Here is a 13439-nt window from a genome sequence, read left to right as displayed (position 1 = left end):
ACTCAGCCGGGCAAGACCTCGACGCATTTCGAGAACGTCCGGCGGTAGTCCTTCGGCGACACCCCGACCACCCGGTGGAAGTGGTGCCGCAGCAGGGCCGCGGTGCCGAACCCGCTCTCGCGGGCGATCTCGTCCACGCTGAGCGGGGTGTCCTCCAGGAGCCGGCGCGCGTGCAGCACCCGCTGGGTGGACAGCCAGCGGTTCGGGGTGGTTCCGGTCTCCGCGGCGAACCGCCTGGCGAAGGTTCGTTCGGAGAGGTTCGCGCGCCGGGCCAGCGCGGCCACCGTGTGCTCGACGGTGAGGTTCTCGAGCATCCAGGTGAGCACCGGCGCCAGGCTGTCGCCGGTGCACTCGGGGATGGGCAGTTCGACGAACTGGCGCTGGCCGCCGTCGCGCTGGGGCGGCACGACCATCCGGCGGGCGATCAGGGTGGCCGCGGCCGAGCCGAGCTCGCGGCGGACCACGTGCAGGCAGGCGTCGATGCCGGCGGCCGCGCCGGCGCTGGTGACGATGTCGCCGTCGTCCACGAACAGCACGTCCGGATCCAGCTCGGCCAGCGGGTACCTGGCGGCGAACGCGTCCGCGTGCCGCCAGTGCGTGGTGCACTTCCGCCCGTCCAGCAGACCGGCCGCACCCAGCACGAAAGCGCCGGTGCACACCGAAAGCAGGGTCGCGCCGCGCGCGGAGGCGGCACGCAGCGCTTCGAGCACGGCGGGCGGGTACACCTCGCGGGTATCGCACGCGGGCAGCGCGACTAGGTCGGCGCCGACCAGGCCGTCCAGCCCGTAGTCCGGGGTCAGCCCGAAGCCGACGTTGGCCCGCAGCGGCTCGCCCGGCCGCTCCCCGCATACCCGGAACTCGATCGGCGGGACCTCGGGGGAATCGCGCTTGATGCCGAACACCTCGCAGATCACGCCGAGCTCGAAGGGCGCGACACCCTCGACCAGCACCACCGCGACAGTCTTGAGCATGCCTGAAGCTTAGATGGCAGGATTTTGTTGCACAAGGTCAGATCTGCCACTGTTGGCAGTAAATAGTGCAGCGCACAATTCGTGCCATGATTGCTGCGCTGTTCCTCCTCATCCTGATCGGCCTGGTCGTCTACGGGTTGCAGCGCAACCACGTCCGCCAGGCAAGTCCGCAGGTCACCGGCGGTGACGAAGGCACCGACCGCGACCGGGTCCGGATCCGCACCGAGCTGATCGCCATGGCAGGCGTTACCCCTCCGCTGTCAGACCGCTGACCGCAGGTAGACACCGTCTACACGCGTTTGCTAAACAGTGTCGTCAAGGTGAACGCGTGATGACGGGGTCCTGAATGAGCTACCAACGGTTCGTCGCGGTCGGCGACAGCTGCGCCGAAGGCCTGGACGACCCGCATCCACACGGCGGGTACTACCGCGGCTGGGCCGACCTGGTCGCGGCCAGGCTGGCCGCGACCGAGCCGGACTTCCGGTACGCCAACCTCGCGGTGCGCGGGCGGCGGCTGGACCAGATCGCCGCCGAGCAGATCCCCAAGGTGGCCGCGCTCGAGCCCGATCTGGTCACCCTGTTCGGCGGCGGGAACGACGTGCTGACCCGCGGCTGGACCGCGCGCACGGTGGCAGCCAGGGTGGACGCGGCGGTACGGGCGCTCACCTCGCTGGCTCCGGCCGTGGTCGTGTTCACCCTCAGCGACCTCTCCGGCCAGCTGCCGATGGGCCGCCGGATGCGGCCGCGGCTGATCGCGCTGAACGACGCGATCCGCGAGGCCGCGGTGAGCTACGGCGCGCTGCTGGTCGACCTCTGGCAAGACCCGGCGGCCGGCGACCTCCGGTACTTCGGACCGGACCGGTTGCATCTCGGCGAGCACGGCCACCGCAGGGTGGCCGCGCATCTGCTGGAACGGCTCGGCGCGCCGTACGAGGAATCCTGGCTGCGACCACTGCCCGGCACGCCGGCACCACCTTCGCTCCGCGCGAACGTGGACTGGCTGCGCCGCGAAGTGCTGCCGGTGGCCGTGACCAGGTTCCGGAACCGGCTCATCGGCCGTTCCCCCGGCGACGGTTTCCTGCCGAAACGCCCCGAGCTGCTGCCCGTGCTCGCGGAGGAAGCGGCCACGGAATCCGCCTTGGTGCTCAGATGACCATCGGGCGCGCACCTGCCGAAGGCTCGGATGCGTGGAGGCGGGCCGGAGGTCCGGCTCCACGCATCCGACCGCGCGCTGCGAAGAACGCGGAAGAGATGCCCCAGTGGGCACCCGCCGGCGCCTGATCGACTGCGCGAGCGAGCTACTCGACTCCGAAGGCGTCGAAGCGGTCACCCTGCGCCGGATTGCCAAGCGCGCCGGGGTTTCGCACGGTGCCCCGCTGCGCCATTTCGCCGGCCGCGCGCAGTTGCTCTCCGCGGTGGCCACGCTCGGGTTCCAGGAACTGTACGGGCGCAAGGACGAGCTGCCGGACGGTTCGCCGCGCGAGGTGCTGCTGGCCGCCTGCCACAGCTATGTCGATTTCGCGCTGGCGCGGCCGGCCAGGTTCGAGCTGATGTTCCGGCACGACCTGATCGACCCCGCCGATCCGGAGCTGGTGCGGCACAGCAGCGCTGTTTTCGACCTGTTCGCCGGCATGGTGGCGGCGGTGCCGTCGGCGGGCTGGCGGGCGGGCACCGATCCCCGGCTGGCCGCAGCCTCGCTGTGGGCCGCGCTGCACGGGCTGGCCAGGCTCTGGTTGTGGGGCGGGCTGGCCGAAGCCAGTTTCGCCCCGGACGTGACCGCAGTGCTGGCGGTGACCCTGGAGTCCTATCTCGACCAACGCGTGGACATGATCAACCACTGCCCATAGCCTGGTGAAAATTTTCCACCAGCTTCGGGGAGTAATGGTGCGTTCACGACCGAGAACCTGGACCATCGGGATCACCTTCACGCTCACCCTGCTGGCCGGGGCGATCACCTGGACCGTGCTGTCCAGCGCCGCGGAACCCGGCGAGCCGGAGGACGTGCCAAGGGCCCCGGCCGCCCAAGCCGGCAACACCGATGGCCCGCCCGCGCTGCCGAACACCGTGGCCGCCCAGCTGCGGTCCGCCCCGGCCGGCACCACCGTCGCGCGCGGGCCCAGCATGACCGTGGACGAGGTTCCGCTGACCGCGCCGATCTCCCTGCGCGCCGGCGCGCAGCCGGTGTCGGAGGTGCTCCGGCTGCGGATCGACGGGGACTTCCCGTTGCGGGCACTGGATCCGACCGTGCTGATCGACGGGAAGCCGGTCGGCCGCGGGATCGGTGCCGTGGACCAGCGCTCGCTCAACGTCGGCCTGGAAGACGTGCGGACCGGCACCGAGGTGTCCTACCGGTACGGAACCGGCCCGGCGACCACCGTCGGCACGCTGACCAGGGAGGCGCGCTGATGCGGCGCTGGAGCAGGCTGGCGCTCGCGGCCGTGGCCGTGACCGCCGCACTCACCCCGCTGTCCGCGACCGCGGCCGAGGTACCAGATCCACTTGCACCCGGACCGCATCCGGTCGCCGAAACCGGCTACACGCTGGGCGACGACGTGTTCCATCCGACCAGTTTTCCCGGCCCGGTGGAGCTGACCGGCCAGGTCTACTACCCGGCCGACAGCGAGCACGGGCCGTACCCGCTGGTCGTGCTGCTGCACGGCAGGCACGCGACCTGCTACCAGCCGGGCACCGACCAGGCGGATTCGAGCTGGCCGTGCCCGGAGGGCAAGAAGCCGATCGACAGCCATCTCGGTTACGCCGCGCTCGCCAGGACGCTGGCGTCCCAGGGGTACGGGGTGATTTCGGTCAGCGCCAACGGAATCAACGCGGCGGACTCGCTGGACAGCTCGTACGGGCAGCCGGCTCGCGGGGAGCTGGTGCTGGCGCATCTCGACCTGTGGCGGAAATGGCGCGACGAGCCGGGCGCACCGGTGCCCGGGTCCGTCGCCCGCTCCTTCGACCTGGACCGGATCGGCCTGATGGGCCATTCGCGAGGTGGCGAAGGCGTGGTCAACGCCGTCGAGCAGAACGCGCAGCGGCCGCAGCCCTACCGGATCGGTGCGCTGCTTCCGTTGGCCGCCACCGACTTCGAGCGGCGCATCCCGACCGGACTGCCGATGGCGAGCTTGCTGCCCGCCTGCGACGGCGACGTTTCCGACCTTCAGGGCGTGCACTACTACGACGACGGCCGCTACCGGATCGCCGGCGACCGGGCGACCCGGCACGTGGTGACCGTGCCTGGTGCGAACCACAACTACTTCAACAGCATGTGGTCGGAAAGCGCCGGGCTGCCCGGTTCGATGGACGACTGGCGCGGCGAACCGGGTTCACCCTGCGCGCCGGGGCAGCCGTCCAGGCTCACCGAAGCGGACCAGCTCGCCACCGGAAACGCCTATATGGGCGCGTTCTTCCGCTACTACCTCGGCGGCGAGGACGCGTTCGCGCCGCTGTGGCGTGGTGCCGGCCGGTTGCCTTCGGGGATCGGGGCCGGGGTGCAGACGTCGTACCACCCGCCGTCGGCGACCGCCCGGCGCAAGGACGTCTACCGGTTCGCGAACCCCCGTGGCGGGGTCAACGACCTCGGCGGGGCGGTCACCCCGGCCGGCGGGCTCACCACCCAGCCCTGCGGCGGGGAGTCGATGGAGACCAACGACTCCTGCCTGCGGTTCGCCCAGGCCGACCCGCAGCGCGAACCGCACCGCGGCTGGGGTTTCCTCGGTGTGCAAGGGCAACGGGTGGACTGGTCGTCCACTTCGGACAGTCTGACGAACGAGGTGCCGGAGTCGGCCGGCGATCTGCGCGGGTACGCCGCGGTGCAGTTCCGGGCCGCGGTGGACTACACCAGCGAACGCAACCCGCGCGGGCAGGCGCAGGACCTGCACCTCGTGCTCACCGACGCGGACGGCAGGTCCGCCGCCGCGCGGGCCGGCGAGTTCGGCACCGGGCTCGCGTACCCGCCGACCACCTCGGACCAGGACGTCATCCCGCACCTGCTGCTGAACCCGGTGCGGGTGCCGCTGAGCGCGTTCACCGGGATCGACCTGGCGAAGGTGCGCAGCGTCAAGCTGGCCTTCGACGTCCGGCCGACCGGTTCGCTGACCATGGCCGATCTGAGCTTCACCGACTGATTCATCAGATCTATAGCGCGTCCATCTGGGTGCTATCTACCAGGATACCGCCATAGGGCTGTTTACATCCGACCTATAGCTGTTTTACCGTCTCTCCTCGTCGAGCTGTAGACCCCTCAACGAGGAGAGACGGCCATGTCTCGATCGTCCCGCTCACCGCTCCGCGCCGCGTTGTGCCTGCTGGCCGCCGCGTTCACGGCCGGCGCCCTGCCGGCCGTGACGCAGGCGGCCCCCGCCCAGGGGCCGGGCACCAACTACGCCACCGACGACCCGTTCACCGCCGACCGCACCGCCTGGTGGCGTGACGACCGGTTCGGCATGTTCATCCACTTCGGCGCCTACTCCCAGCTTCAGGGCAGGTACCAGCGACCGGACGGAACCACCTGCCAGGACGCCGAATGGATCCAGCGGCAGTGCCGGATTCCAGCGGCGGAGTACGAAAAGCTCGCCGCGGACTTCAACCCGGCCGGGTTCGACGCGAACGCCATCGCGCGCACCGCCAAGGACGCCGGCCAGAAGTACCTGGTGATCACCAGCAAGCACCACGAGGGCTACGCGATGTGGCCGACCAAGGTGAACGACTGGAACCTGCGCGACCACTCGTCCTTCGACAAGAACCGCGACATCATGGCGGAGCTCAAGCGCGCCACCGACGAACAGGGCGTGAAACTGGGCTTCTACTACAGCATCTGGGACTGGCACGACCCGGACTTCGCCGACCCGGCGACCTTCCCGCGTTACAAGGAGCGGATGTACGCCCAGCTCAAGGAGCTCGTCGACAACTACCACCCGGCGGTGCTCTGGTTCGACGGCGAGTGGAGCACCGACCGGCCGAACAACCCGTGGACCGAGCGCGACGGCGAAGAGCTGGAGGCCTACGTCCGCAGCCTGGACCCGAACATCGTGCTGAACAACCGGGTCGGCAAGCGGCGCGTGGTGGACGGCGACACCGGCACCCCGGAACAGGAGATCCCCGAGCAACCGGTGGACGGCCAGCTCTGGGAGTCCTGCATGACGCTCAACGGCAGCTGGGGCTACACCGACTGGGATCACAACTGGAAGTCGCCCACCGACCTGACCCGCAACCTGACGTCCATCGCCAGCCGCAGCGGCAACTACCTGCTCAACGTCGGCCCGGACCGCAACGGCGTGGTGCCGAAGGAGTCCGTGGACCGGCTGAAGCAGATGGGCGACTGGCTCAAGACGAACGGGCAGGGCCGCGCGGTGTACGGCGCGGGCGCGCCGGGGATCGTCGCCGAGCCGGACTGGGGTGTGGTCAGCCGCCAGGGTGACCGGCTCTACGCCTCGGTGTACAACTGGCCCGCCGCCGGGCAATCCTTGAAGCTGGACGCGCTCTCGCCGTTCCGGGTGACCGGGGCGCGGGTGCTCGGCAGTGACCAGCGGGTGCGCGTCGGCCAGGACGCGACCGGAGTGACGCTGACCCCGGAAGGCAAGCCCACCAACGAAATCGCCACCGTGATCGAGTTGAAGGTACGCACCCCGGCGCTCGCCAGACCGGGGCACGGCAAGGGGCTGACCGCGCAGTTCTGGGCGAATCCCGACTTCACCGGCCAACCCGTGGTGACCAGGACCGACCCCGGGGTGAACTACAACTGGAAGTTCACCGGCTCGCCGGCCGCGTCAGTGCCGGCCGAGGGATTCTCCTCGCGGTGGACCGGAAGGGTGGTGCCGCGTGAGACCGGTGAGTACACCTTCACCACGGTTTCGGATGACACGGTCCGGCTCTGGGTGGACGGGCGGTTGGTGGTGGACAACACGGTTCCGCATGGGCCGGCGGTGGACAAAGGTGCCATCCGGCTCACTGCTGGCAGGCATTACTCGATCCGACTGGAACAGGTCGAGCGTGGTGGGGAAGCATCTATGAAGCTGCTCTGGTCCAGTCCGAATACTCCGCAGGAGATCGTGCCGACTGGGCAGCTCTTTCCCTTGTCCTGACTGGTAGGGCGGGCTCGGTACCTCGGTTTTGTCGGGGGGCGCCGATAGAGTTGTGGGTATGGACATTGACAAGGCTTGTGAGTTGTTGAAGGACATTCGGGTTATTCAGGAGCAGAAGTGCCGGTTGGAGGCGGAGCAGCTCCGGTTGATCGCGCGGTTGAATGAGGTTGAAGAAAGAACCAGAGGGGCGTCAGCGGAGTTGGCGCTGGGGCTTGCGGTTACCGAGAACATGGCCGGTAAGCAGATCGCGTTGGCCGAGGCGTTGGTGACGCGACTGCCGAAAACGTTGCAGGCCATGGAATCCGGGGTCATCGACGGGCACAAGGCATCCAAAGTCTTTGATGCCACCACTGTGCTCTCCGATGAGAAGGCGCGTGAAGTCGACGCAGTGATGGGCGATCGGCTTGCAGGCAAGAACCCCTCCGGACTACGGCGGGCCGTGAACCGTGTGGTTGCCCGAATCGACCCGAACGGACACGCCGCCCGTACCCGACGACGCCGCCTCGACCGCAAAGTCGAACTGGTGCACCAAGGCGAAGGCATGACCACCCTGATCGTCGCTGTGCCAGTGGAAGTCGGCACAGCGATCTACGCCCGCACCGACCGCGAAGCACGCACCCTCAAGGTCAAGGGCGAGCCTCGCACACTGGATCAGCTTCGAGCTGATGTGCTGGCGGATCGGTGCCTGCGCGAACACGGGACACCACGTAACCCGAAGACCGGTGTGTACCCCCTATGTCGACTCCGCCACCCCGACCGGATTGAACGACAACCCCGCCGAACTCGCCGACTCCGACCCCACCCGACTGGCCAAGGAAACTGCCCACAACCCGGGGTCGACCTGGCGCCGGATCGTGACCGACCCGGTCACTGGTCGATGAAGTCCTGGTGGCGGGGCACGGAGATCACCAGTGACGGCTCCTGCTCTCCCTCTGGATAAGAAATCACTCCCGGACAACGTGGGAAGCCCCTGAGGTCGAACTTGTCCAATAGCTGCCGAGAAGCCGCGTCGTAGATCTTGTACTGGTCGACGCCGTCGCCGGGGCCGAACTCGACGTAGGGGCCGCACTTTTCCGTGCCGCCGTCCAGCCGGGTCTGGTACTGGCAGACGACCACCTGGACCTTCCGGCCCGCTGCCGTCCAGGCTGGCTGGAGCCGATTCAGGTAGTCGGTAAGGGTGTCAATGTCTTCGGCGTCGTCGTCATGGCTGGCGAAGATCTCGACCCGATAGGGCCCCGGTCCGGTCCTCGGTTCCGTACGCCCGTCGATGTCCGAGTCTGACTGGGGAATGTCGGACTCCGACGACTCCGGGCAGAAGGCGGACGGTACCGATGGCTCCTCCCTTCCGGAGCCAAGCTAGCCGGATCGCCGGGGAGGGATCCCGCGCTGAAGGCGTCTTCAGCGCGCAGCGCGGATGTGCTCCCATGCCTCGATGACGTGCTGTCGCCGGGTGGCCGGGCCGCCGATCGCCATCCGCAGCAGCACCTGACCGTCCACTTTGGTATGACTCAGGTACAGCGAGCCCGAGTCGTTCAGCCGCTCCATCAGCGCCAGCGTCTTCGCGTTGGCCGCCTCCCGGTCCAGATCAGTCCATAGTGGACGGAAGCAGGCCAGGCCGAACGGGTGCGGCTCGCGCAGCTCGAAACCGGGGTCGGCGCGTACCAGCGCGGCGAACTCGGCGGCCAGTGCGATCCCGTCGCGGATGTGCGCGCGCAGTCCTTCCGCGCCGTACCAGCGGATCACCGACCACAGCTTGAGCGCGCGGAACCGCCTGCCCAGCGGCACCTGCCAGTCCCGGTAGTCGATCACCGCGCCGGAGTCGGTGGCCGAGTTGCGCAGGAACTCCGGCAGGATCGACAGCGCGTCGACCATCGGCGCCCGGTCGGCCATCCAGAGCACCGTGCAGTCGAAGTTGGTGAGCAGCCATTTGTGCGGGTTGGTCGCGTAGGAGTCGGCGTACTCCGCGACCCCGTCGTTGATCCAGCGCAGTTCCGGGCACACCGCGGCCACGCCGGCGTAGGCCGCGTCCACGTGCAGCCAGATCCCGTACTCCCGGCACAGCCCACCGATCTCGGCGACCGGATCGATGGCCGTGGTCGAGGTGGTACCGATCGTCGCGCACACCAGCGTGGGCACCGCACCGGCCGCCAGATCCGCCTCGACCAGCGTCCGCAGGTGCGCCACATCCATAGCCAGGGTCGCTTTGTCGACATCCACCACGCGCACGTTGGCCGCGCCGATACCCGCGATCCGGCCCGCCTTCTCCAGCGCGGAGTGCGTCTGCGAGGACACGTACAGGGTGTACCGGCCGTCGATCCCCTCCGCACCGACCGAACCCGAGCTGGCCCGGTGCAGCGCGGCGAGCACCGCGACCAGGCTCGCGCTGGACGCGGAGTCCTGGATGACCCCGCCGCCCGCCGAATCGGTGCGGAACCCGTCCGGCAGTCCGAGCAGCTCGGCCAGCCAGTCCACCACCACCGTCTCCAGCTCGGTGCAGGCCGGGCTGGTCGCCCAGACCATGCCCTGCACCCCGAGGCCGGCCGAGAGCAAGTCGCCGAGGATCGCCGGACCGGTCGCGTTGGCCGGGAAGTAGGCGAAGAAGCTCGGGTGCTGCCAGTGCGTAACCCCGGGCAGCACCAGGCTTTCCAGATCGTCGAGCACGTTCCGGTACGGCTCGCCGTGCTCCGGCGGATGCGCGGGCAGCGCGGCCCGGACCTCGCCGGGCAGCGCCTGCGAGCGCACCGGATGCGACTCGATCGTGCTCAGGTAGTCGGCGATCCAGTCGACCACCTGCTTGCCGTGCTCCCGGAACTCCTCCGGCGACATGTGCCCGCTCATACTCGCTTTCCCTACCCCGCCAGCGGAATCCGGACGCTGCTCTGGCCGAGCATGGCGGAGATCTTTGTGCCGGCCGGGTACCGCAGGGTGTAGTCGCGGTCGGTCACCAGCAGCACCACGCCGAGCCGGTGCCCCGCCTTGAGCTGGTACTGCCGCGGCTCCATGGGCCAGTCGAACGTGTAGTCCCGGCCCGCCCTGATCGGCTCGGTGACCGAGGCCGAGTGCCGGTTGCGCACGTCCATCCAACCCCGGCTGATCACCTGGTAGCCGGTCTCCGCGGTGCTGTACCGGTAATGCGACCGGCAGCCGGAGTCGCCGTCGACGCTGTCGCCGAAGCACCAGCTCTCCTCGGTGGGGCCGAACCCGGTGATCCGCTCGTCCTTGCCGTAGTCCACCAGCAACGCGCTCAGGTACGGCGACTGACCGTCCACCGACGCCCGCACCGAGATCTCCGGCGTGCCCGAGATCCGGACGTCCCGTGGCAGCGGATCGGAGACGTAGAGCAGCCGGTTCGGGTCCGCCTTGTCCACCGGCTCGACCAGGCTCTCCGCGGTGCGGGCAGGATCGTCCACGAAGTTCTGCCGACGCCCGGAACCGGGCGCCCAGCCGGGGGTGAGTACACCGGGCTGCGCGGCCGAGGCACTCGCGCCGAAGCGCAGGGTCAGGTCACGTGCACCGGGCTCCGGCCAGTTCCGGTAGGTGGTCCACTTGCCGGGCTCGGTCTCGAACCGCACCATCGGCTCGCGCTGCACCTGGTTGTCCACGTTGTAGAGCGCGTGGTCGAACCAGCGGTGGGCGGCGGTGATCCAGTCCTTCTCCGCCACGTACAGCGGATCGTCGTGCGCCGCCTGGTGCAGCCAGAGCTTGCGCGGGATGTGGTTCTCACCGAGCGCGGTCCACAGGTCCGAGAAGTTCTTCGGCTTCACGTTCCAGTCGTTGATGCCGGCCACCTGGAACACGCTGCCCTTGAAATTCCCGAGGTCCTTGGCGAAGTTGCGTTCGTCCCAGAACGCGTTGTAGTCCCCGCTGACCCGGTCCATCGCGGTCTCCATCTCGTGCATGGGCGCCGCGCAGACCTCCGGGTTCTTGCGGGTCAGCACCACCTTGGCGTGCAGATCCGCGTCCTCGCCGACGTAGCCGCCCGGCGACACCACCGCCCCGTTGGCCCGGTAGTAGGAGTACCAACTGGTGATGCCGGAGATCGACACCACCGTCTTCAGGCCCTCGACCCCGGTACTGGCCACCGCCACCGGCAGCGTGCCGTTGTAGCTCTTGCCGGTCATCGCGACGTTCCCGGTCGACCAGCCCGCCTTGATCTCCTCGCCGTCCGCGGTGAACGCCTTCGCCTTGCCGGTGAGCCATTCGACGACGGTCTTCATGCCGACCTTCTCGTCCTCACCGATCGCGGTCGGGCAGCCTTCCGAGTCGCCGGTGCCGAGGGTGTCCGCGGCCAGCACGGCGTAACCGCGGGAGACGAAGTAGTTGTCGTAGTACATCCGGCCGTAGTTCACCCCTGGCCACGGGCCGGTCGGCGGCGACCACGGCGCCGTCGTCGGCTCGCCGGTGACCTCGGCCGGGTGATACGGCACGTCGAGCGTGCCGCCGTTGTACGGGCTCGGTTCGACCAGCGCGGCCACCTTGAGGCCGTGGTCGGTCTCCTTCGGTCGGATCACGTAAACCGCGAGCTTGTCGTGCCTGCCATCGCGGTCGCTGTCCACCGGCGTCTCGACGTAGACCTTCTCGCGCACGGCCTCCTGGTAGTCGTACACCGGCTGGGTGGCGCCGTCGCGCACCACGACCTGCCGGCTGCCGTCGTCGAGCGGTGCCGCGGAAACCCCCACCGCACCGGACAACAGAGACACCCCGGCCATTCCGGCCGCGGCGAGCACCCGCAACTTTCGCATCGATTAGTCCCATTCCCCAGCTGGCCGTTCCGGTCGAAACTCTGGCCCGTCCGGCGATCACGCACAAGGTACTTTCGCCTGCTATGCCGGAGCGAGTGAAGGCGGCGTCCGGATGCCGAACTCGTGGCGAAGGGCGGAGCAGGCGGCGAAGTAGCCGTTCATCCCGTGCACGCCCGGCCCCGGCGGAGTGGCCGCCGAGCACAGGTAGACCCCGCCGAGCGGGGTGCGGTAAGGATTCCAGCGCGGCACCGGCCTGGCGAAGAGCTGGCGCACCGTGACCGCGCCGGCACCGATGTCGCCGCCGACGTAGTTCGGGTTGTACGCGGCCATGCCCGGCGCGGTGACGCTGCGGCAGGCCAGCACCGTGTCGGTGAACCCCGGCGCGAACCGCTCGATCTGCGCGGTGATCAGCTCCCCGGCGTCCGCGCCGTCGCCGGGGGGCATGTGGCAGTACGCCCACACCGGCCGCTTCCCCGGCCTGCCGCGCGAATCGTCTTGCGCCATCGGGTCCACCAGCAGCACCAGCGGGTCGTCCGTGCGACTCCCGCGCACCATCGCGTTCTCGCCGGCGAAGACAGCCCGCTGGTCACCGCCGAGGTGCACGGTGCCGGCCAGGCCGAGCGCCGGGTTCTTCCAGGGAACCGGTTCGGAGACCAGGAAGTCGGCCTTCACCACGCCGGGCCCGTACCGGTACGCCTCGAGCCGGCGCCGGTAGCCCGGCGGCAGCTGCGGGCCCGCCACGTCGAGCAGCCCTCGCGGGCCGAGGTCGAGCAGTACCGCGGGTACCCCGGACAGCTCACGAAGCGCGGTGAGCGGGCAGCCGGTGTGCACGACCCCGCCGTGCGCCACGAAGTCGTCCACCATGGCGGCGGCGATCCGGCGGCTGCCGCCACGGGGCAGCGGCCAGCCGGTGCCGTGCGCGAGATGCCCGAGCAGCAGGGTGGTGGCCGCGGACGGCAGGCTGGGCAGCCTGCCAACGGCGTGCGCGGCGACCCCGGCGAGCAGGGCCGGCGCCTCCGGCCCGCGGAACAGGTGCCGCGCCAGCGGGGTGCCCTGGGCCAGTACCCGCGGCGGCAGCATGGCCGCGGCCAGCGGGTCCACCGGCGGCCGGCGGAGGTCGGAGAGCAGCAGGTCGACAAGGCCCTGGCTGCGCCGGACCAGCGGGGCCATCAGCCGTCGCCATCTCGCGCCGTCCGGTCCCAGCCGGTCGCAGGTCCGCTCCAGGTCGGCGTACGCGAGACCGGCGCGGCCGTCGTCGAGAGGATGCGCGTACGCGATCTCCGGCTGGATCAGCTCGACGCCACGCGCCCGCAGGTCGAACTCGCGGAAGAACGCCGAGGCCGCCGCCATCGGGTGCACCGCGGCGCAGATGTCGTGCAGCACCTCGGAGTCGAACAGATGGGCGGACCGCAGCCCGCCACCGACCTCGGCCGCGGCCTCCCGCAGCTCGACCTGCAGCCCGGCCCTGGCCAGCACCACCGCGGCCGCGAGACCGTTCGGCCCCGAGCCGACCACGACGGCGTCCGGTGCAGGCATCACGACACTGTACCGACCACACGGAGCCACCGAACTGTTACTGAATTCGCGGCTGTGTCACTTATTCTGGACCACGCACGGGGGACGCGACGAGAGGGAGAGGGACG

11 protein-coding genes are annotated in these 13439 nt (G+C 69.6%); 7 read left to right on the top strand and 4 right to left on the bottom strand.

Annotated elements, in window-relative coordinates; translation table 11 throughout:
- Nucleotides 1–2: 2 nt before the first annotated feature.
- Nucleotides 3–971, bottom strand: a complete 969-nt coding sequence (locus tag AMYNI_RS0122315; protein WP_020670275.1) for a GlxA family transcriptional regulator — start codon at nt 969–971, stop codon at nt 3–5.
- Nucleotides 972–1057: 86 nt separating this feature from the next.
- On the opposite strand from AMYNI_RS0122315, the gene AMYNI_RS45125 reads away from it, so the two are divergent.
- The 7 genes from AMYNI_RS45125 (at nt 1058) to AMYNI_RS48270 (ending at nt 7994) form a co-directional block, all read left to right on the top strand.
- Nucleotides 1058–1243, top strand: a complete 186-nt coding sequence (locus AMYNI_RS45125; protein WP_020670274.1) for a hypothetical protein — start codon at nt 1058–1060, stop codon at nt 1241–1243.
- Nucleotides 1244–1317: 74 nt separating this feature from the next.
- Nucleotides 1318–2124: an SGNH/GDSL hydrolase family protein gene (locus tag AMYNI_RS0122305; RefSeq protein ID WP_020670273.1), complete on the top strand. Its 807-nt coding sequence runs from the start codon at nt 1318–1320 to the stop codon at nt 2122–2124.
- A gap of 106 nt (nt 2125–2230) precedes the next feature.
- The gene (locus tag AMYNI_RS0122300) at nt 2231–2818 is read left to right on the top strand and encodes a TetR/AcrR family transcriptional regulator (protein ID WP_020670272.1); all 588 of its coding nucleotides are present in this window, start codon (nt 2231–2233) and stop codon (nt 2816–2818) included.
- Nucleotides 2819–2855: 37 nt separating this feature from the next.
- The gene (locus AMYNI_RS0122295; RefSeq protein WP_169515764.1) at nt 2856–3377 is read left to right on the top strand and encodes a hypothetical protein; all 522 of its coding nucleotides are present in this window, start codon (nt 2856–2858) and stop codon (nt 3375–3377) included.
- Complete coding sequence (locus AMYNI_RS0122290; protein WP_020670270.1) at nt 3377–5098, top strand: alpha/beta hydrolase; 1722 nt, start codon at nt 3377–3379, stop codon at nt 5096–5098. The genes AMYNI_RS0122295 and AMYNI_RS0122290 overlap by 1 nt, the downstream gene beginning before the upstream one ends.
- A 135-nt stretch (nt 5099–5233) precedes the next feature.
- Nucleotides 5234–7054, top strand: a complete 1821-nt coding sequence (locus AMYNI_RS0122285) for an alpha-L-fucosidase (RefSeq protein ID WP_040405870.1) — start codon at nt 5234–5236, stop codon at nt 7052–7054.
- Nucleotides 7055–7112: 58 nt separating this feature from the next.
- Nucleotides 7113–7994, top strand: coding sequence for a DUF222 domain-containing protein (locus tag AMYNI_RS48270; RefSeq protein ID WP_245573976.1), 882 nt, complete (start codon nt 7113–7115; stop codon nt 7992–7994).
- Nucleotides 7995–8452: 458 nt separating this feature from the next.
- On the opposite strand, the gene AMYNI_RS0122270 is transcribed toward AMYNI_RS48270, so the two are convergent.
- The 3 genes from AMYNI_RS0122270 to AMYNI_RS0122260 form a co-directional block, all read right to left on the bottom strand.
- Entirely contained in the window at nt 8453–9880 is a 1428-nt protein-coding gene (locus tag AMYNI_RS0122270; protein ID WP_020670266.1) for a pyridoxal-dependent decarboxylase, read from the bottom strand.
- Between the two features lie 23 nt (nt 9881–9903).
- On the bottom strand, nt 9904–11796 hold the full coding sequence (locus AMYNI_RS0122265) for a Xaa-Pro dipeptidyl-peptidase (protein ID WP_020670265.1): 1893 nt from the start codon (nt 11794–11796) through the stop codon (nt 9904–9906).
- A gap of 81 nt (nt 11797–11877) precedes the next feature.
- Complete coding sequence (locus AMYNI_RS0122260) at nt 11878–13332, bottom strand: phytoene desaturase family protein (protein WP_020670264.1); 1455 nt, start codon at nt 13330–13332, stop codon at nt 11878–11880.
- Nucleotides 13333–13439: the final 107 nt, after the last annotated feature.

It is taken from the genome of Amycolatopsis nigrescens CSC17Ta-90 (assembly GCF_000384315.1).
Taxonomy (GTDB): Bacteria; Actinomycetota; Actinomycetes; order Mycobacteriales; family Pseudonocardiaceae; genus Amycolatopsis; species Amycolatopsis nigrescens.
The sequence above is the reverse complement of the archived record's forward strand: the minus strand, read 5'-3'. Positions and strand labels throughout refer to the sequence as shown.